The sequence below is a fragment of the Actinoplanes sp. TBRC 11911 genome, from assembly GCF_012933445.1.
Classification (GTDB): domain Bacteria; phylum Actinomycetota; class Actinomycetes; order Mycobacteriales; family Micromonosporaceae; genus Actinoplanes.
In genome coordinates this window covers 59,290-77,514 of record NZ_JABBNC010000012.1, presented here as the reverse complement: position 1 = coordinate 77,514, position 18,225 = coordinate 59,290, and the positions used below count along the sequence as shown (strand labels likewise).

Sequence of the window (18,225 nt, the reverse complement as noted above, 5' to 3'; positions counted from 1 at the left end):
CCAGGGCCTTCCCGGCGTCGCGATTCCCCACGCGTGGGTGGGGGTGGCCGCGGTGTGGGGAGCCACGGCCTTCCCGGCGTTGCGACTGCCCACACCCGGGTGGGGGCGCCCATTGTCGGGAGTTGGGACCTGCCCGGGCCTGGCGGCGCCGCCTCGCACGGGGACTCCCGGCCGACGGAACCAGCTGAACAGTTACACATTGTGGACGCTCCTCCACACTGGATGGTGGATTTTTACGACTTCGCGGCTTTTGGAAGCCGCCGCCGAGGCCGAAAATCGAGACCTTGGAGAGTTGCGCCCACATGTCGACCACAACTCTCCAAGGTCTACACCGAACGCTCCGAACCGGACCGCAAACGCGATCTAATCAGACAAAAAGCCGGCGAGTAATCCGTCGGCGAGCGCTGATCAACCGACCGCACGATGCCGCCCGGCTTCACGGACGACGCACCGCGGTGACGCTCGCGGGAAAGCCGAGCAACCCCGAGACGCCTATCGCGAAGCGTGTCCATCGATCGGTGGACATCCGATGACGGTCGGGCGGTCGTCCCCCGCGAGGGCTCCGGCACGACACCATTCGATGCATGACAGCGATTGAAGTCAGCGGACTTCGTAAGAGCTATCGCGGCCACGAAGCGGTTCGTGGCATCGACCTGACGGTCGCGCGCGGGGAGGTCTTCGCTCTGCTCGGGCCCAACGGCGCGGGCAAGACCACCACCACCGAGATCCTGGAGGGGCACCGGCGGCGCGACGGCGGTGATGTCCGCGTGCTCGGGGAGGACCCGGGTACGGCGGGCTCGGCGTGGCGCGCCCGCCTCGGCATCGTCCTGCAGAACACCGACGACGCGGCCGACCTCACCGTCGCCGAGATGGTCCGGCACATCGGCGGGCTCTATCCGGACCCCCGCCCGGCCGACGAGGTGATCGAGCTCGTCGGGCTCACCGACAAGCGCGACACCCGCATCCGCCAGCTCTCCGGCGGTCAGCGCCGCCGCGTCGACGTCGCGCTCGGCATCGTCGGCCGGCCCGAGCTGCTCTTCCTGGACGAGCCCACCACCGGCTTCGACCCGGAAGCCCGGCACCGGTTCTGGGATCTCATCAAGGCCCTGGCCGCCGAGGGCACCACGATCCTGCTCACCACGCATTACCTGGACGAGGCCGAGACCCTAGCGGACCGGCTCGCGGTGATCGCCGCCGGGCGGATCGTCGCCGAGGGGACGCCGGCCACGCTCGGCGGCCCGGAGACGCGCACGGTCAGCTGGGACGGCCACACCGAGCGGGTCACCGACCCAACCGAGCTGATCCGCAAGCTGGTCGCCGAGGACGCGGACCTGTCCACGCTGACCGTCACCCGGCCCAGTCTCGAAGACACCTACCTGCGACTCATTGGGGCGAACCGATGACCATCACCCACGGAATCAGCCGCGGCCGGGTGGAGATCCTGCAGTTCCGGCGCGATCGCACCGCCGTCGTCTTCACCTTCGCCTTCCCGGCGTTGCTCCTGCTGCTGTTCGGCACGATCTTCGGCGACAGCTACGACCAGCCGGGGGTGAGCGCGAGCCACGTCTTCTCGGCCAGCATGATCGCGTACGGGATTCTGTCCACCGCGTTCGTGACGATGGGCGCCGGCCTGGCCATGGACCGCGAGGACGGGACGCTCAAACGGTTGCACGGCACGCCGATCACTTCCACGTCGTACGTGCTGGGGAAGTTGATCCTGGTACTGGCCCTGAGCGTCGCCGAGGTCGTAGTCCTGATCGCCGTGGGCGTGCTCGTCTTCGGGATGTCGCTGCCGGACGCGAGCCACTGGCTCACCTTCCTGTGGCTGTTCCTGCTGTCCGTGGTGGCGTGTTCGCTGCTGGGTATGGCCGTGAGTACGATCGTGCGGCACGCTCGCACCGCCGGCGCGATCCTGAACGTGCCGGTGGTCGCACTGCAGTTCATCTCCGGGGTGTTCATCTATCCGCCGACCGAGCTGCCGCACTGGCTGAACGCGGTCGCCTCGATCTTCCCGGTGAAGTGGATGGCGCAGGGCTTCCGGTATGTGTTCCTGCCGGACGGTATGAAGGTGAACGAGGTCGCCGGTCAATGGGAACTAGGCCGCACGGCCTTGGTGCTAGGAGCCTGGTGTGTGGTCGGATTGGTGTTGTGCCTGGTGACGTTTCGATGGTCCGAGCGCGATCGGTGAATCTGATCTCACGCTGGGAGGCCTATTTCGCGGTGGTCGCGCTCGCCGTGACCGCCGCGGTCCTCGTCATCCACAACGTGTCGCCGGTGCGGGAGCTGGCCGCGGTCGGGTGCATCGCGGTGCTCGCGATCCTGCACGCCACGATCGGCCGGCACCTGGTCCGCCGTGGGAGCGAGAGCCGGGCGGCCCTGCTGCTCGCCGTCGCGTACATCGCGTTGTTCGGGCTGGCGGTACTGGCCGACCCGTCCGCCACCTGGCTCCTGTTCGGCGTCATACCGCTGATATTCCAGATGGTGCGGCTCCGGACGGCCGTCGTGCTCGTAGTCGTAGTCAACCTCGTACCGGTGGCCGCGGCGACGACCGAAAGCGCCGCGGCGGTCCGGATGCAGGCCCTCATCGCTCTCATCTCGGCCTCCGGCGGGATCTGGCTCGGCTTCTGGATCGCCAGCGTGATGCGGCAGAGCGAGGACCGCGCCCGCCTCATCGAGGAACTGGAGAGCAGCCGTGCCGAGGTCGGGCGGCTGTCCCACGAGGCCGGTGTCGCGACCGAGCGGGCCCGCCTGGCCGGCGAGATCCACGACACCCTCGCGCAGGGCTTCACCAGCATCATCACGCTGTTGCAGGCGGCCGATCCGGAACTTGCCGACGAACGTCTGGCGCTCGCGGTGCGCACCGCGAAAGAGAATCTGGCCGAGGCCCGGGCACTCGTCGCGGCTCTGTCACCCTCGGCGCTGGCTTCCGGTTCACTGCCCGATTCCGTACGCCGGCAGGCCGCTCGCTTCACCGAGGAAACCGGCACACCCGCGACGTTCCGGGTCTCCGGCGAGGAGCGGGAGTTGCCGACCGCGGTGGCCGTCGTGCTGTTGCGGGCGGCGCAGGAGGCGCTGACGAACGTCCGCCGGCACGCCCAGGCCCGGGAAGCGGCGGTGTTGCTGGCCTATACGCCGGAGAATGTCCGCCTGGTCGTACGCGACGACGGCCGCGGGTTCACGCCGTCCTCGGCGGTCGGCTACGGCCTCACCGGCATGAGATCGCGGGCCGAGCAGGTCGATGGCGTTCTCGTCGTACGCTCCGACTCGGACATGGGCACGACGATCGAGCTGGAGGTGCCGGCGTGATCCGGATCCTGCTGGTGGACGACCATCCGGTGGTCCGGCACGGGTTGCGCGGCATGCTCGAGTCCGAGCCGGATCTCGTCGTGGTGGGCGAGGCATCGTCCGGGCCGGAGGGGATCGAGCTGGCCGCCACGGTGCGACCCGACATCGTCCTGATGGACCTGCGCATGCCCGGGGGTGACGGGGTGTCGGCCACCGGCACGATGCTGGCGAGCGTTCCGGGCGTACGAGTCGTGGTCCTGACCACCTACGAGTCCGACCGGGACATCCTGCGGGCGATCGAGGCGGGCGCGTCCGGCTACCTGTTGAAGGACGCGTCGCCGACCGAATTGGCGGACGCGGTGCGGGCGGCGGCGCGCGGGGAGACGGTGCTGGCGCCCAGCGTGGCGTCGACGCTGGTCCGGCAGGTGCGTAAGCCCGCGCCGCCGGCGTTGTCGGCCCGCGAGTCGGAGGTCCTGGGACTGGTCGCGCGGGGTCTGACGAACGCCGACATCGGAAAGCGGCTGTTCATCTCGGAGGCCACGGTGAAGACGCACCTGCTGCGCATCTTCAACAAGCTGGACGTGGCCGACCGGACGGCCGCGGTCACCACGGCCATGCAGCACGGCCTGCTCTGACCGGTTGCCCACGCCGCGCTCACGCCAGGGTGATCGGGTTGGTGAGGGCGGCCATGCGACCGTCGGGGTGACGCACCTCGACCCGGACGAAACCCGACTCCCGCGCGCTGGTCGCCCACTCGATGACGGCCGGCTGCCCCGGTGGCGGCAGGGTTTCGGCGTGCAGGCGGCCGTGCGCGGTGCGGAACGTGACGAGCCCGGCCGGGGCGCCACTGACCTCGACCCGCAGCGCGACCGGGGCGGCTCCGGTTTCGAGGCGGTCGCCGATGTCGGCGTCGTGGCCGAACGTCCGGGCGGTGAAACTGAGGTCCACATCGGACGACTCGGTGGCCCAGCAATGGCCGGTGCCGACCCCCGCGAGGATTTCCGCCGGGGACAACGCGTCGGCCAGCACCACCGTCTGTGGGGTGCCGAGCTGGCCGGGCAGGTGCACGTCGCTGTTGCCGATCGCCGGGCGCACGCGGCCCTCGATGAGCTCGCGTCCCCAGTAGGCCAGCGCGGCCTCGTTGTCGGCGTTCCAGGGCAGATCCGAACTCCACGAACCGTTCCAGACCTCGACGACGTCGAACTCACCGGGGTCGCTCGACGGATACGGGCCGAACGGGTGGGCGACCACGCGCAGGGCGCCCAGGTCGAGCCAGTGACCGTGGTCGGTGAGGACCTCGCGACCGGGGATGACCAGCAGATCGTCGCCGGCCAGCGCCCGCAGCTCGGCGTACGTGTCGGTGGCCTGGTGCTCGGTGATGGCGATGAAATCCAGCCCGGCCGCGCGGGCGGCCGCGACCAGTTGCGCGGGGGTGAGCTCGCCCGCGTGCGACCGCCGCGTGTGGGTGTGCAGATCGCCCCGGTACCAGCGTGCCATCCTCGCAGGCTAGTATGCGGTGCTAGGTGTCCGGTGTGGACGCAGACGATCGAGTTCGGGGTGGGGCCATGCGAGAGCTGAGCTCCCTTTGTCATGCCCGGAAAACGACTCATCTTCTGCGAAGGACATCAATCACATGCATTTACTGGTCTTGGGCGGCACCCGGTTCGTCGGGCGGGCCGTCGTCGACCGGGCGCTGGACGCGGGCGCCGAGGTAACTTTGTTCAACCGGGGGCGGACGGCTCCCGGGCTCTATCCGCACGTCGAAACGGTGCTCGGCGACCGCACGGCGGACCTGTCGGCGTTGGCCGGGCGGCATTTCGACGCGGTCATCGACTGCGCCGCGTATGACCCCGCGGTCGTCGCGCTGTCGACCGGCGTGCTGACCGCCGATCGATATGTCTTCGTCTCGTCGGTCTCGGTGTACGCCGACCAGAGCGTGCCGCCGGTGGAGGGCGCCGCGCTGCTGGGCGACGACTCCTACGGCGGGCGCAAGGCGGCGTGCGAGGGCGTCGTGCTGGAGCGCTTTGGCGACGGCGCGCTGATCGCCCGGCCCGGGCTGATCGTCGGTCCGCACGACCCGACCGAGCGATTCAGCTATTGGCCGCGGCGCTTCCGGCGACCCGGGCCGGTTCTCGCGCCGGGTGACCCGAACGATCCGATGCAGTTCACCGACGTACGGGATCTGGCCGGCTTCCTGGTCGCCGGGGCGTCCGGCGAGCTTGCGGCCGGCGGCGCCCCGGTGTTCAACGTCGTCGGATCACCGTTGCCGATGGCCGATCTGCTCGCGGCCTGCCGCACGGCCGCCGGCGGCAACCAGGACCTGGTCTGGATGTCTACGACCGAGCTCCGGAACGCTGGCGTGGACCCGTGGATGGGCGTGCCGCTCTGGATCGGCGACCCGGACTGGAGCGCGGCCAACCTGGTCGACAACACCCGCGCGCTTGCGGCCGGCCTGACGCTCCACCCGGTCGCCGAGACCGTCACCGCCGTCGACGAGTGGAACGCGACGCGCGAGGCAACCGAGCCGCTGTCACCCGAGGAGGAAAGGCGGCTGCTGGAGGGCCGCTGATCGAGGGGTGCCCGCCGCGGCCCTCGGCGGGAGCAGCGAACCGCACCACCCCACCCCGCTGCGACATCGGTCTTTATCGTTTGAGCTGCCAGAGTGCCTTGACGCCGCGGCGGCCGAACAGCCACGGCTTGGTCGCGGCGAAGGCGGCTAGGTTCGACGCCGTGAAGTCGCCGCGGATCAGCGGGACGGCGCGTTCGATGCCGATCTCGCCCATGGTGGAGACGTAGTCGTCCCAGCCCGCGCCGCCCTGGCCGCCCGACTCGGAGGCCATGTAGCGGTTGATGCGGTAGGCCCACTCGATGGAGCGGCCGAAGCGGCGGCGCCACATCTTGTCGTAGCGGCCCAGCTCGGCCGCGTTGACGTTGCCCGCCTTGACCGCGTCGGCCGCTACCGAACCGGCCATGTCGCCGGAGTACATGCAGAAGCGGATGCCCTCGCCGATCAGCGTCGACGCCTGGCCGGCCGCGTCGCCGACGATGAGCAGGCCGTCGGCGGACATGCGCTCGAGCGGCGCCTCGGCGGGGATCAGACCGGTGTGCAGTTCGACCGGGCTCGACGCGGCGAGGAGGTCGCGCAGCTGCGGGATCTCGCTCAGGCGGTCGAGGTACAGGCGGGGGTCGACGTTGCCGTCGGAGTGGATGGTGCCGACCCCGACGCGCACCCGGCCCGGCGCGACCGACGCCAGCCAGGCGTAGCCGTCCGGGGCCACCTCGGAGCCGACCACGACGTAGATGGTGCGGTCCGGGAAGTTCGGGGCGACCAGCTCGTACTCGGCGCCGAAACCGTAGCGGCGGAACGGCTCGCCGATGCCCGCCTTGAGGCCTATCCGGCGGGAGAAGCCGCTGGCGTCCACGGTTACCGCGGCGCGCAGCTCGATCCGGGTGCCGCGGTGGTCGTTCGCGGTGACGCCGGCGATGCGGGTGCCGTCGCGGAGCACGTCGGTGACGCTGTGCCGGACGCGCAGCTGGGCGCCCGCCGCGACGGCTTTCTCGGCGAGATGCTGGTAGAGGCCGCGGACGTCGATCATGCAGACCGTGTCCGGCAGGCGCCACGAGACCTGGCTGGCGGGGCCGAGCAGGGTCACGTCGTCGACCGGGTGGTAGAGGTGCTCGGGTACGTCGAGGGCGCGCATGTCGCTGACCCACGAACCGCCGCTGGTGTGGACCGGGTATCCGACCTCGTTCTGCTTCTCGAGCACGAGGGTGGAGGCACCGGCTGCCGCCGCGGCGCGAGCCGCGCTGAGTCCCGCCGGGCCGGCACCCACGACGAGAACGTCGACATCATGTGTCACGCGTACCGAACGTAGTCGAAACGACCCGATTCGCCGAACCGAGCATGGCCAGAGTCACAGCTGGCACCTAACAAAGGCACAGGTCAGCGCTAAGACCCCTGGTGAAGCTCGGTTGAAGCATCAACGAAGGGGGATCGGATGGAGCGGGATGCCGGATTGCGCCGGACGGCGCTGATCACCGGAGCTTTGGTCACGGTCAGTGCGGCCGGCACGCTGGCCGTCGGGATTGCCGCGTACGCGTCGGATTCATCCGATTCCGCGTCGGTCTCGGATTCCCCGGCGTCGTCCGGCGCGTCGTCCGATTCCTCGGCTTCGTCCTCCGATTCCCCGTCGCGGGGCGGCACCGGAGGCGATTCCCCGTCGCTGGGCGGCGCCGGCTCCGATTTTCCGTCGCTCGACGGCGCCGGAGGCGGCGGCCAAGCCACGTCGGGAGGCTCCTGATGCCGCTTGTCGAGACGCTCCCGGTGGACACCGACACGGCACAGTGGACGGTCTGGGGCACCACCGCCCGGATCGTGGTGACGGACCCGGCACGGCTGGCTCTCGCCGTGCCGCTGGTCCGCGCCGAACTCGCCGCGATCGATGCCGCGTGCAGCCGCTTCCGGGCCGATTCCGAGCTGCGGCGGGCGTGCGCGGCGGGCCGGACGCGGGTGAGCCCGTTGCTGGCGACGCTGGTGCGAGCGGCGCTGGACGCGGCCGAGCAGACCGGCGGCGACGTGGACCCGACGGTCGGCGCGGCGATGTGCGGCCTCGGATACGACCGCGACTTCGCCCGGATCACCGGCGGCCGGGTGCGCGTTTTCCCCAACCCCGATTGGCGATCCGTACGCCTCGACGACCGCGATCTGGTGGTCCCCGAGGGGGTGCTGCTCGATCTCGGGGCCACGGCGAAGGCGGTCGCCGCGGACCGGGCGGCTTCGCTGGTCGCCGCCCGGCTGGGCATCGGCGTGCTGGTCGCGCTCGGCGGGGACATCGCGACGGCGGGCCCCGGTCCGTCCGGCGGCTGGCGGGTGCTGGTGCGGGACCGGCCCGGCGATCCACAATGCACGGTGGCGTTGCCGGCCGGGGCCGCGCTCGCGACCTCCAGCACGGTCTCGCGCACGTGGGGCGACCGCCTGCACCACATTCTCGATCCGCGCACCGGGCGGCCGGCTTCACGGGTGTGGCGCACGGTTTCCGTCGCCGCACACACCTGCCTGCGGGCGAACACGTTGAGCACGGCCGCGATCGTGCGCGGGCACGGCGCGGTCTCGGCGCTGTCCGGTGCGCCGGGCCGGCTCGTCAGCTTCGGCGGCGACGTGGTGCGGGTGGGCGGGTGGCCGTCATGACCGGTGCGCTCGGCCGGTTGGTCGGCTTTGGTGGCGGCGTGGTGCTCGCGGGCGGGTGGCCGTCGTGACCGACGCGCTCTGGTATTTCGGGCGGGGCAGCGGCGTCGTCTCGCTGGTGCTGCTGAGCCTGGTGGTCGCGCTGGGTGTGGCGGCGCGGTCCGGTCGTACGCCGTTCGGGCTGCCCCGCTTCGCCGTCAGCATGCTGCACCGCAACGTCGGTCTGACCGCCGTCGTCTTTCTGAGCGGGCACGTGCTGAGCCTGCTGTTCGATCCGTACGCGCAGCTTCGCGTTTTCGACCTGGTGGTGCCGTTCGCGGGGAACTATCGGCCGCTCTGGCTGGGGCTCGGCACGGTCGGCCTGGATCTGCTCGCCGCCATCGTGGTGACCAGTCTGCTGCGGCGGCGGATCGGGGCCTCGGGGTGGCGGGCCGTGCACTGGCTCGCCTACCTCTGCTGGCCGGTGGCGTTGCTGCACGGGCTCGGCACCGGCACGGATCGCGGGACGTGGTGGCTGTGGGCGACCGCGATGTCCGGTGCGGCGCTGGTGATTGCGGCGGTGGGCTGGCGTCTCACACCCGATTTCGACCGGCGTACGCGTCGGCGGGTGGCCGCGCGTCTGCTCGTTTCGGAGGGGGTTCGATGACCAGCCTGCTCGGCACGCCTGCGGAGCCAATATCATCCACATTCGACAGTGCTCAGGTCTTCGGGCTCGCCCGGGATTCGGGGCTGACCGGCCGTGGCGGCGCGGGTTTTCCGTTGTGGCGCAAGCTCGCCGCCGTCGCCGGGCGGCCGGCCGTGGTCATCGCGAACGGGGCCGAGGGCGAACCGGCCAGCGCGAAAGACCGGTTCCTCATGGCGTACCAACCGCATTTGATTCTCGACGGCCTTCAGCTTCTGGCGCGGGAGGGCAAGGCTTTCCTGTACGCCCCGGCGGCGTCCCTTCCTTCGGTGGCCGCGGCCTTGGCGCAGCGGCGGGACGCGGTGCCGGTGCGGTTGACGGCGGCGCCGGACGCGTTCGTGGCGGGCGAGGCGTCGGCCGTGGCGTCGGCGGTCGCGGGGCGTGCGGCGGTGCCGGCCGACAAGCTGGTGCGGCTGGCGGCTTCCGCCGTGCCGACGCTGGTGCAGAACGTGGAGACGCTCGCCCATCTTGCGTTGATCGCGCGGTACGGGCCGGGGTGGTTCCGGGCCCGCGGGACGGCCGACGAGCCGGGGACGTTCCTCGCGACGGTCAGTGGTGCGGTGGTGGCGCCCGGGGTCGTGGAGGCCGGGTACGGGGTGCCGCTGGGGGAGCTGCTCGCGGCCGCCGGTGGGGCGGCTGGACCGTTGTCGGCGGTGCTGGTCGGTGGCTACCACGGGGGCTGGGTGCCGGCGGATCCTTCACTTCCGGTGAGTTCGGCGGCGCTGGCGGCGTTCGGCGCGGCGCCCGGGGCCGGTGTCGTGGTGGCGCTGGCCGCGTCGGCGTGCGGATTGCGGGAGACGGCGCGGATCGCCGGCTATCTCGCCGGGCAGGTGGCGGGGCAGTGCGGGCCGTGCGTCAACGGGCTGCCGCGGCTGGCCGGGACGCTGCGCGACCTCGCGAACCACCGGATCTGGCCGGGGATGACGGCCGAGGTGGACCGGATGCGGCGGCTCGTAGCAGGGCGGGGCGCGTGCAAGCACCCGGACGGGACCGCGCGGCTGATCGGGAGCGCGATGCGGATGTTCGCCGCGGACGTGGACGCGCACCTGCACGGACGGTGTCTCGCGGAGGCGGCCCGATGAAGACGATGCACATCGATTGGACGGCGTGCGACGGACGCGGTCTGTGCGCCGAGCTGCTGCCCGAACTGCTCACCACGGACGACTGGGGGTATCCGGCGGCGCGCGCTTCGATGGGCGTACCGGGGGAACTGGAATCGGCGGCGAAGCTTGCGGTGGATCGCTGCCCGGCGCTGGCCTTGCGTCTGGTGGTGCGCTCTTAGGGCTATTTTGTCTGTTTCGTAATCGCATTTTAGCGGCCGGGAGAGGGCTCCCGGCCGCTTCTTTTCGACTGACCGCCCCATTTACGCCCAATGAAGCGATCCGCCGATAAAGGGATGATAAGCCGGTTAGATTACGGAAGGCGCAGCCTCCTGCCGGATCTCTCTCAGCCGGTGTTTGCGCTGGTCCGCCGGCCCTAGCCGGCGCTACCTCGCCGCCCCTCAGGTGCGGTACCCGAACAGGCATACCCGTCGCGAGACGGGGACGCAAAGCCAGGGGCCTCCCCGCCGGAGGCAGCCCAGCCGCCGAAGGAGAAGGAAAGACATGCGCTATCCAGAAGCCCATGCGGGCAGGAGCGGCTCTGTACCGCTCATGCTGCGTGGCCCGAAGCCCGTGCGGGCGGCCGTATCGACGGCCGTCGCCGGCTTAATCGGCCTAGTTCCCGTCGTGATGGTGAGTTCGCCCGCGTACGCGGCCGCGAACCAGTATCAGATCTCCGCGTCGAGCACGCCGGTGCTGGAAACCGCCGGCAGCAAGATCGACCCGGACACCAAGGAGGCGGTGCCCGTCCAGAAGCAGGTGACGATCACCGCTCGGCTGACGTCTCCGGCCCCGGACGGTGGTCTCAAGATTCCGATCACCTCCGGAGCTAACGGCGACACCGCGAAATCGGGTGCCGACGACGATTCGCTGCGTGACTACGACAAGATCCCGGACGGCGCCACCATTGACGTTCCGGCCGGAAAGACGACCGGTACCTACAAGGTCACGCTGTACGACGACGATTTGGACGAGGCCGACACTCAATACTTCTCGGTCACCGCCGCTGGAAGCGCGGGTGACGTCTTCACCCTGCTTCCCGGGGCCGGCGTCGCCAAGGCCTACATTCAGGACGACGAGGCCACACCCTCGGTCACCATCGAGGATGCCGGCGAGACCACCGAGGACAACGAACTCGTCTTCCCGCTCACCCTCTCCGGACCGTCCGAGCGGGACGTCAACGTCAAGGTCACCACGGCGAACGGCGTGACGTCCGGCGACAAGTACGGAGCCGTCGCCCCGGGCGACTACGACGCGATCGCCGGCGCGAAGTACTCGTTCGAGCCGGGAACCACATCGTCGTTGGTGCTGGTGAAGACCATTGATGACAAGGTCATCGAGGCCAGCCCCGAGATGATGTCGGTGTCGATCTCGAGCCCGATGAACGCGACCCTCGGCAGCCAGACCAGCGCGACCGGCGGCATCAACGACGCGTCCGAGGCGCCGAGCCTCACCGTCTACTCGGTCAAGGACGAGACGGACTCCGACACCTACGACCCCGAGGGCAACAGCGGCGAGACGGCCGGATTCGTCTACGTCAAGCTCTCCAAGAAGTCCACCATCCCGGTGCGGCTCAACTACATGTTCGGGTCGGACGCCGACACGGCGACGAACGGTGTCGACTACAAGGGCACCGACGGCACCCTCACGATCGCTCCGGGAGACGACAGCGCGAAGATCCCGGTCTCCATCGTGGGCGACAAGGTGTACGAGCCGCACGGCGAGACGTTCACCGTGGCGTTCACCAGCCCGAACGGCTCGGTGGACAAGGGCAGCCTGGGCGACGACAACGCCTACGAGTTCACGATCACCGACGACGACATGACGGCACCCACGTACAGCATCGGCGACTTCGCGATCAACGAGGGTAACTCGGGCGTCACGACCGCCAAGATCCCGGTGACGTTGAGCGGCCCGACGAACAAGGATGTCTCGCTCGATGTCGAGGCGACCGACGGCGATCAGGACGATAACGGTGCGACGGAGGAACCCAGCTCCGACGAGCTGAACGTCGGCCGCGACGACTACGACGCGCCGTCCAGCCCGCTGATCATCAAGGCCGGCGACACCGTGGGATACGCCGAGCTCAAGGTCAACGGCGACGTGATCTTCGAGCACGACGAAACCGTGAATGTCAAGGTGAGCGCCACCGACAGTGACCAGCAGGTGAGCGGTACCAGTGGCCACGAGGCCGTGCTGACGATCCGCAACGACGACGACTCGCCGACCATCAAGTTCAACGAGTCGTCCGGATCGGAAGGCACCTTCCTGCGCATCTCCGCCGACCTCGTCGGCCAGTCCCAATACGACTTGCCGCTCTCGATGACGTTCGGGGGTAACCCCGGAGACACGGCCACCAAGGACACGGACTATTCCTTCCAGATGGGGAATATGAGTCTGGAGTCCGATAACACCGACACCATGACGATCCCGCACGGCACGCCGCCCGGTCCGCTGTGGAATTCGGCGATGGCGCTCGTCTACCTGGACCCGGACAACATCGACGAGCCGACCGAGACCGCGAGCATCCTGGTCAAGGAGGTCGTCTCGGGCACGCCGATCGGGTTCAAGCAGACCTCCGGGGTCTACAAGATCAATGACGATCCCGGTGACCTGCCGCCGTCGGCCTCGGTCGGCGACGCCACCACCATGGGTAACGCGGGCACCGTCAACGTGCCGGTCAACCTGGCCTTCACCAGCGACGCGACCTCGACCACCCAGACCGTCACCGTCCCGTACTGGACGACCGACGGCACGGCCAAGGCCGGCTCGGACTACACGACGAAGACCGGAACGCTGAGCTTCGCCCCGGGCGAGCTGACCAAGAACGTCATCGTGCCGATCGCGAACAAGACGCGTACCAGCGCCAAGAAGTTCTATGTCAAGCTCGGCAGCCCCGGCCCGGCCGGCGCCTCGGTCACCGACGGCAGTGGTGACGTCACCATCCAGTCGAGCGAGGGCGGTGGTGGCACCGGCGGTACCGCCACGACCATCACGACCCCGGCGAAGGTGACCGGCGGCGCCGCGGTGCCGATCAAGGGCAAGGCGGAGCCCGGTGCCACGGTTGAGCTGTGGGGTGCGCCGTGGGGCGACGACTCCGAGCTGAAGCGGATCACCACCACCAAGGCGGACAGCAACGGCAACTACTCGTTCTCGCGGTGGATCGGCAGCGGTTACCGCTTCAAGACGAGGTGTAACGACTCGGAGTCCGCCGAGAAGAAGGTCCAGGTCGAGCAGGACCCGTACTTCAAGGCCGGCCCGCCGTCGCGCGGCTCGGTGGACCTGACCGTGACGAGCGACCCGAAGGATCCCGGCCAGCCCGTGATCATTCAGCGATGGGACGGCCGCAAGTGGGCCAACACCACGTGGAAGGGCACCACGGACAGCAAGGGCCAGTGGAAGGGCAACATCAAGCCCGGCCGCGGCTCCTGGAAGCTGCGTGCCTTCGTCCAGGGCTACGGGCCGGACGGCCTGCTCCCGGGCTACTCGGACGGCCAGAACGTGACCATCAAGTAAGTACCACCTGACCCGACGAAGACGGGGGCGGCCTCTTGGCCGCCCCCGTCGCCATGCCCGGACATAAATACCCATGACAAATGTCAGTGGATGAGTGAGTGCTCGCTCAGTTAGAGTCGGCGCCGTGGAGAACAGGCGTAGACGGGTGCCGGCGCTCGCCCCCGAGGAGCGCCGCGAGGCGCTGATCGCGGCGACCATCCCGCTGCTGCACGAGCACGGTCTCGACGTGAGCACGCGGCAGATCGCGACGGCCGCGGGCGTGGCCGAGGGGACGATCTTCGGCGTCTTCGAGAGCAAGAGCTCGCTGGTCGTGTGTTCGGTGGTCAAGGCGCTCGACCCGCAGGGCACGCTCGACGGGCTGGACGCGATCGACCGGTCGCTTCCGTTGCGCGAGCGTCTGGTGCAGGCGACCGAGCTGGTGCATGCCCGGTTCGCGGAAAACGCGCACCTGATGACCGCCGCCCGCAAGCTGATCTTCGCGGGGGCGACGGATTCCAAGGCCCAGGAGCGGATGGCGTCGTCCCGCGAGCGCCTGCAGGCCGCGCTGTGCTCGGTGGTCGAGCCGGACGCGTCCCGGCTGCGGCGTTCGCCGACCGAGGTGGTCCGGCTGCTCCTGCTTTTCTGCGGTGCCAACACGTACGGGCCGTTCGGCGACCCGGACGGCTTCAGCAGCGAGGAGACCGTGTCGCTGCTGCTCGACGGGCTATTGAAGCGCGAGGACGTAAAAGACGAAACGGGGGCTCAGCCAACGTGCTGATCAAACTGTTACGCGCCCATCTCGGGCCCTACCGGAGAGCGATCACCCTGGTCGTTCTCTTCCAATTCCTGCAAACCCTGGCCACGCTTTATCTTCCGACGCTGAATGCCGACATCATCGACAACGGCGTGGTCAAGGGCGACACCATGTACGTGATGCGCATCGGCGGCGTGATGCTCGGCATCACGGTGTTCCAGATCGCCGCGCAGATCGTCGCCGTCTACTTCGGTGCCCGGACGGCCATGGCGGTCGGCCGCGACGTCCGGCGCGACATCTTCGCGCGGGTGCAGGATTTCTCCGCCCGCGAGGTCGGGCAGTTCGGTGCCCCGTCGCTGATCACCCGGACCACCAACGACGTGCAGCAGGTTCAGATGCTGGTGCTGCTGACCTTCACGCTGATGGTCTCCGCGCCGATCATGTGCGTCGGCGGCGTGGTGCTGGCGCTGCGGCAGGACGTGCCGTTGTCCGGGCTGCTGCTGGTCATCGTGCCGGTCCTGGTCGTCACGGTCGGCCTGATCATCAGGCGGATGCGGCCGCTGTTCCGGCACATGCAGAAGCGGATCGACGGCGTCAACCGGATCATGCGCGAGCAGATCGCCGGCATCCGGGTCATCCGCGCGTTCGTGCGCGACGACCGTGAACAGGCGCGCTACCAGGACGCCAACGACGAACTGACCGACTACTCGCTGCGCACCGGCCGGCTCATGGCGATCATGTTCCCGACCGTCATGCTGATCGTGAACGTGTCCAGTGTGCTCGTTCTCTGGTTCGGCGGGCACCGCATCGAGTCGGGCGCCATGCAGGTCGGCGCGCTCACCGCGTTCCTCAGCTACCTGCTGCAGATCCTCATGTCGATCATGATGGCCACCTTCATGTTCGTGATGATCCCGCGGGCCGAGGTCTGCGCCGAACGGATCGAGGAGGTGCTGAACACGGAGTCCAGCGTGGTGCCGCCGACCGAGCCGGTGACCAGTGTCGGCAAGCACGGATACCTGGAACTGCGCGACGTCTCCTTCAAGTACCCGGGCGCCGAGGCCTCGGTGCTCAGCGGCGTCGGCCTCGCGGCCCGCCCGCGCGAGGTCACCGCGATCATCGGCAGCACCGGCAGTGGCAAGACCACGCTGCTCAATCTGATCCCCCGGCTCTTCGACGCGACCGGCGGCCAGGTGCTGGTCGACGACGTCGACGTACGCCTGCTCGACCCGGACCTGCTGTCGACGGCGGTCGGCCTGGTCCCGCAACGGCCGTACCTGTTCAGCGGCACGATCGGGTCCAATCTGCGGTACGGGAATCCGGACGCCACCGACGAGCAGCTGTGGGAGGCGCTCGAGGTGGCCCAGGCCCGCGACTTCGTGGAGCGCATGGAGGGCGGCCTGGACGCGCCGATCGCGCAGGGCGGCACGAACGTGTCCGGCGGTCAGCGGCAGCGGCTGGCGATCGCCCGCGCGCTGGTGCACCGGCCGGAGATCTACCTGTTCGACGACTCGTTCTCGGCACTGGACTACGCCACCGACGCGGCGCTGCGAGCGGCGCTGACCTCGTACATCGCGGACGCGACAGTGGTGATCGTGGCGCAGCGGGTCAGCACGATCCGGGACGCCGACCAGATCATCGTGCTGGACGACGGCAAGGTCGTCGGCACCGGCACCCATGCCGACCTGATGGCGGACAACGAGACGTACCGGGAAATCGTTCTTTCGCAGTTGACGGAGCAGGAGGCAGCAGCGTGACCGCGCCGGCACGAAGGCCGATGGCGGGCGGACCGCCGGCCATGCGGATGATGATGTCCGGTGGCGCGCCCACCGAGAAGCTGCAGGATTTCAAGGGCTCCACGAAACGGCTGCTGGGCCTGCTCAAGCCGCATCGGGTCGTGGTCGGGGTCATCCTGTTCTTCGGTATCTGCAGTGTGTTCCTCTCGGTGCTCGGGCCGCGGCTGCTCGGGCACGCCACCGACATCATCTTCGCCGGGGTGATCGGCAAGTCCGTCCCGCCGAACGTGACGAAGGCGGAGGCGGTCGAGGCGCTGCGCGCGCAGGGCCAGAACACGCGGGCCAATCTGCTCAACGCGGTCAACTTCACGCCCGGTCACGGCATCGACTTCACCCGGCTGGCGCACCTGCTGGGCTGGATCGCTTTGCTATACCTGGCCGCCTGGCTGTTCGGCGTGTTCCAGGGCCGGCTGACCGCGCGGGTCGTGCAGCTCAGCGTCTACAAGCTGCGCTCGGATGTCGAGGCGAAGCTGTCCCGGCTCCCGCTGTCGTACTTCGACCAGCAGCCGCGCGGTGAGGTGCTCAGCCGCGCGACCAACGACACCGACAACATCGCGCAGACGCTGCAGCAGACGTTCGCGCAGATGGTCACGGCGTTGCTCACCATCGTCGGCGTACTCGGGGCCATGTTCTGGATCTCGCCGTTGCTGGCGCTGATCGCGTTGCTGACCGTGCCGGTCTCGATCCTGCTGACCACCCGGATCGGCAAGCGGTCGCAGCCGAACTTCGTGGCGCAGTGGTCGACCACCGGCAAGCTGAACGGCCACATCGAGGAGATGTTCACCGGCCACTCGCTGGTCAAGGTGTTCGGCCGGCAGCAGGAGGCGCAGCAGACCTTCGAGGAACACAACCAGAAGCTGTACGCGTCGTCGTTCCGCGCCCAGTTCATCTCCGGGCTCATCCAGCCCGCGATGATGTTCATGAGCAACCTCAACTACGTGCTGGTGGCGGTCGTCGGCGGTCTGCGGGTGGCGTCCGGTTCGCTGACTCTGGGCGAGGTCCAGGCGTTCATCCAGTACTCGCGGCAGTTCAGCCAGCCGCTCACCCAGGTCGCGTCGATGGCGAACCTGATCCAGTCCGGGGTGGCCAGCGCCGAGCGGGTGTTCGCGCTGCTGGACGCCCCCGAGCAGAGCCCCGAGCCGCCCGCGGTGGATCTCGGACAGGTGCGCGGCAGGGTCACGTTCGAGGACGTGTCGTTCCGGTACCTGCCGGACAAGCCGCTGATCGAGCACCTGTCGCTGTCGGTCGAGCCGGGCCAGACCGTGGCGATCGTGGGGCCCACCGGCGCCGGCAAGACCACGCTGGTCAACCTGCTGATGCGGTTCTACGACGTGGATTCGGGGCGCATCACGCTGGACGGCGTGGACATCAAGACCATGCCGCGCGAACAGCTCCGCGAGGAGATCGGCATGGTCCTGCAGGACACGTGGCTGTTCGGCGGGAGCATCGCGGACAACATCGCGTACGGGGCCGACTCGTTCGATCTCGACGAGGTGCACCGGGCGGCCGAGGCGGCACACGTCGACGCCTTCTGCCGGACGCTGCCGGACGGCTACGACACGGTGATCGACGAAGAGGGTTCCAACGTCAGCGCCGGCCAGAAACAGCTGATCACGATCGCGCGGGCGTTCCTCGCCAAGCCGAGCATCCTGATCCTGGACGAGGCGACCAGCTCCGTCGACACCCGCACCGAGGTGCTGATCCAGCGGGCGATGAGCACGCTCCGCGAGGGCCGGACCAGCTTCGTGATCGCGCACCGGCTGTCCACGATCCGCGACGCCGACGTGATCCTGGTGATGGAGGACGGCACGATCGTCGAGCAGGGCACCCACGACGAGCTGATCGCGGCCGGCGGGGCGTACGCGAGGTTGTATTCGGCGCAGTTCGCGCAGGCGGTCGCCGAGGTCGACTGACGAAACCCGACAGAGGGT

The 18,225-nt window shown here is 69.3% G+C and carries 16 protein-coding genes and 1 riboswitch; of the genes, 14 read left to right on the top strand and 2 right to left on the bottom strand.

The genetic code is table 11. From position 1 onward, the window contains the following. Positions 1–584 precede the first annotated feature (584 nt). From HH310_RS18615 to HH310_RS18600, 4 genes are read left to right on the top strand one after another with little or no spacing between them, the layout of a single operon-like run. A complete protein-coding gene (locus HH310_RS18615; RefSeq protein WP_211192322.1) occupies positions 585–1,403 on the top strand; it encodes an ABC transporter ATP-binding protein in 819 nt (272 codons plus the stop codon). Continuing rightward, entirely contained in the window at positions 1,400–2,188 is a 789-nt protein-coding gene (locus tag HH310_RS18610) for an ABC transporter permease (RefSeq protein ID WP_169176846.1), read from the top strand. Before HH310_RS18615 ends, HH310_RS18610 begins: the two co-directional genes overlap by 4 nt. Next, a complete protein-coding gene (locus HH310_RS18605; protein ID WP_312034190.1) occupies positions 2,185–3,306 on the top strand; it encodes a sensor histidine kinase in 1,122 nt (373 codons plus the stop codon). Before HH310_RS18610 ends, HH310_RS18605 begins: the two co-directional genes overlap by 4 nt. Next, a complete protein-coding gene (locus tag HH310_RS18600) occupies positions 3,303–3,920 on the top strand; it encodes a response regulator transcription factor (protein ID WP_169176844.1) in 618 nt (205 codons plus the stop codon). The genes HH310_RS18605 and HH310_RS18600 overlap by 4 nt, the downstream gene beginning before the upstream one ends. Positions 3,921–3,939: 19 nt before the next feature. Here HH310_RS18600 and HH310_RS18595 read toward each other — a convergent pair whose 3' ends face one another. After that, positions 3,940–4,782 (bottom strand): CehA/McbA family metallohydrolase, encoded by an 843-nt coding sequence (locus HH310_RS18595; protein ID WP_169176843.1) that lies wholly within the window; start codon positions 4,780–4,782, stop codon positions 3,940–3,942. A 136-nt stretch (positions 4,783–4,918) separates the two neighbouring features. On the opposite strand from HH310_RS18595, the gene HH310_RS18590 reads away from it, so the two are divergent. Continuing rightward, positions 4,919–5,854 (top strand): NAD-dependent epimerase/dehydratase family protein, encoded by a 936-nt coding sequence (locus tag HH310_RS18590; protein ID WP_169176842.1) that lies wholly within the window; start codon positions 4,919–4,921, stop codon positions 5,852–5,854. A gap of 73 nt (positions 5,855–5,927) precedes the next feature. On the opposite strand, the gene HH310_RS18585 is transcribed toward HH310_RS18590, so the two are convergent. Further along, a complete protein-coding gene (locus HH310_RS18585) occupies positions 5,928–7,145 on the bottom strand; it encodes an NAD(P)/FAD-dependent oxidoreductase (RefSeq protein WP_169176841.1) in 1,218 nt (405 codons plus the stop codon). A 138-nt stretch (positions 7,146–7,283) separates the two neighbouring features. On the opposite strand from HH310_RS18585, the gene HH310_RS18580 reads away from it, so the two are divergent. From HH310_RS18580 to HH310_RS18540, 9 genes are all read left to right on the top strand, one after another. Then, positions 7,284–7,586 carry a hypothetical protein gene (locus HH310_RS18580; RefSeq protein WP_169176840.1) on the top strand — a complete coding sequence of 101 codons (303 nt, stop codon included), beginning with the start codon at positions 7,284–7,286 and terminating at the stop codon, positions 7,584–7,586. Continuing rightward, complete coding sequence (locus tag HH310_RS18575) at positions 7,586–8,473, top strand: FAD:protein FMN transferase (protein ID WP_169176839.1); 888 nt, start codon at positions 7,586–7,588, stop codon at positions 8,471–8,473. The genes HH310_RS18580 and HH310_RS18575 overlap by 1 nt, the downstream gene beginning before the upstream one ends. A gap of 64 nt (positions 8,474–8,537) precedes the next feature. Continuing rightward, positions 8,538–9,116, top strand: a complete 579-nt coding sequence (locus HH310_RS18570; RefSeq protein WP_312034188.1) for a ferric reductase-like transmembrane domain-containing protein — start codon at positions 8,538–8,540, stop codon at positions 9,114–9,116. Beyond that, a complete protein-coding gene (locus HH310_RS18565) occupies positions 9,113–10,234 on the top strand; it encodes an NADH-ubiquinone oxidoreductase-F iron-sulfur binding region domain-containing protein (protein WP_169176837.1) in 1,122 nt (373 codons plus the stop codon). The genes HH310_RS18570 and HH310_RS18565 overlap by 4 nt, the downstream gene beginning before the upstream one ends. Further along, entirely contained in the window at positions 10,231–10,434 is a 204-nt protein-coding gene (locus tag HH310_RS18560) for a ferredoxin (protein ID WP_169176836.1), read from the top strand. Before HH310_RS18565 ends, HH310_RS18560 begins: the two co-directional genes overlap by 4 nt. Before the next feature lie 229 nt (positions 10,435–10,663). Beyond that, positions 10,664–10,742: riboswitch (cyclic di-GMP riboswitch) on the top strand. Between the two features lie 140 nt (positions 10,743–10,882). Then, positions 10,883–13,768: a Calx-beta domain-containing protein gene (locus HH310_RS18555; RefSeq protein WP_248294151.1), complete on the top strand. Its 2,886-nt coding sequence runs from the start codon at positions 10,883–10,885 to the stop codon at positions 13,766–13,768. A gap of 124 nt (positions 13,769–13,892) precedes the next feature. After that, on the top strand, positions 13,893–14,525 hold the full coding sequence (locus HH310_RS18550) for a TetR/AcrR family transcriptional regulator (RefSeq protein WP_169176834.1): 633 nt from the start codon (positions 13,893–13,895) through the stop codon (positions 14,523–14,525). Continuing rightward, positions 14,519–16,255: an ABC transporter ATP-binding protein gene (locus HH310_RS18545; RefSeq protein WP_169176833.1), complete on the top strand. Its 1,737-nt coding sequence runs from the start codon at positions 14,519–14,521 to the stop codon at positions 16,253–16,255. The genes HH310_RS18550 and HH310_RS18545 overlap by 7 nt, the downstream gene beginning before the upstream one ends. 20 nt (positions 16,256–16,275) lie before the next feature. Further along, complete coding sequence (locus tag HH310_RS18540) at positions 16,276–18,207, top strand: ABC transporter ATP-binding protein (RefSeq protein WP_169176832.1); 1,932 nt, start codon at positions 16,276–16,278, stop codon at positions 18,205–18,207. The last annotated feature ends 18 nt before the right edge of the window (positions 18,208–18,225 follow it).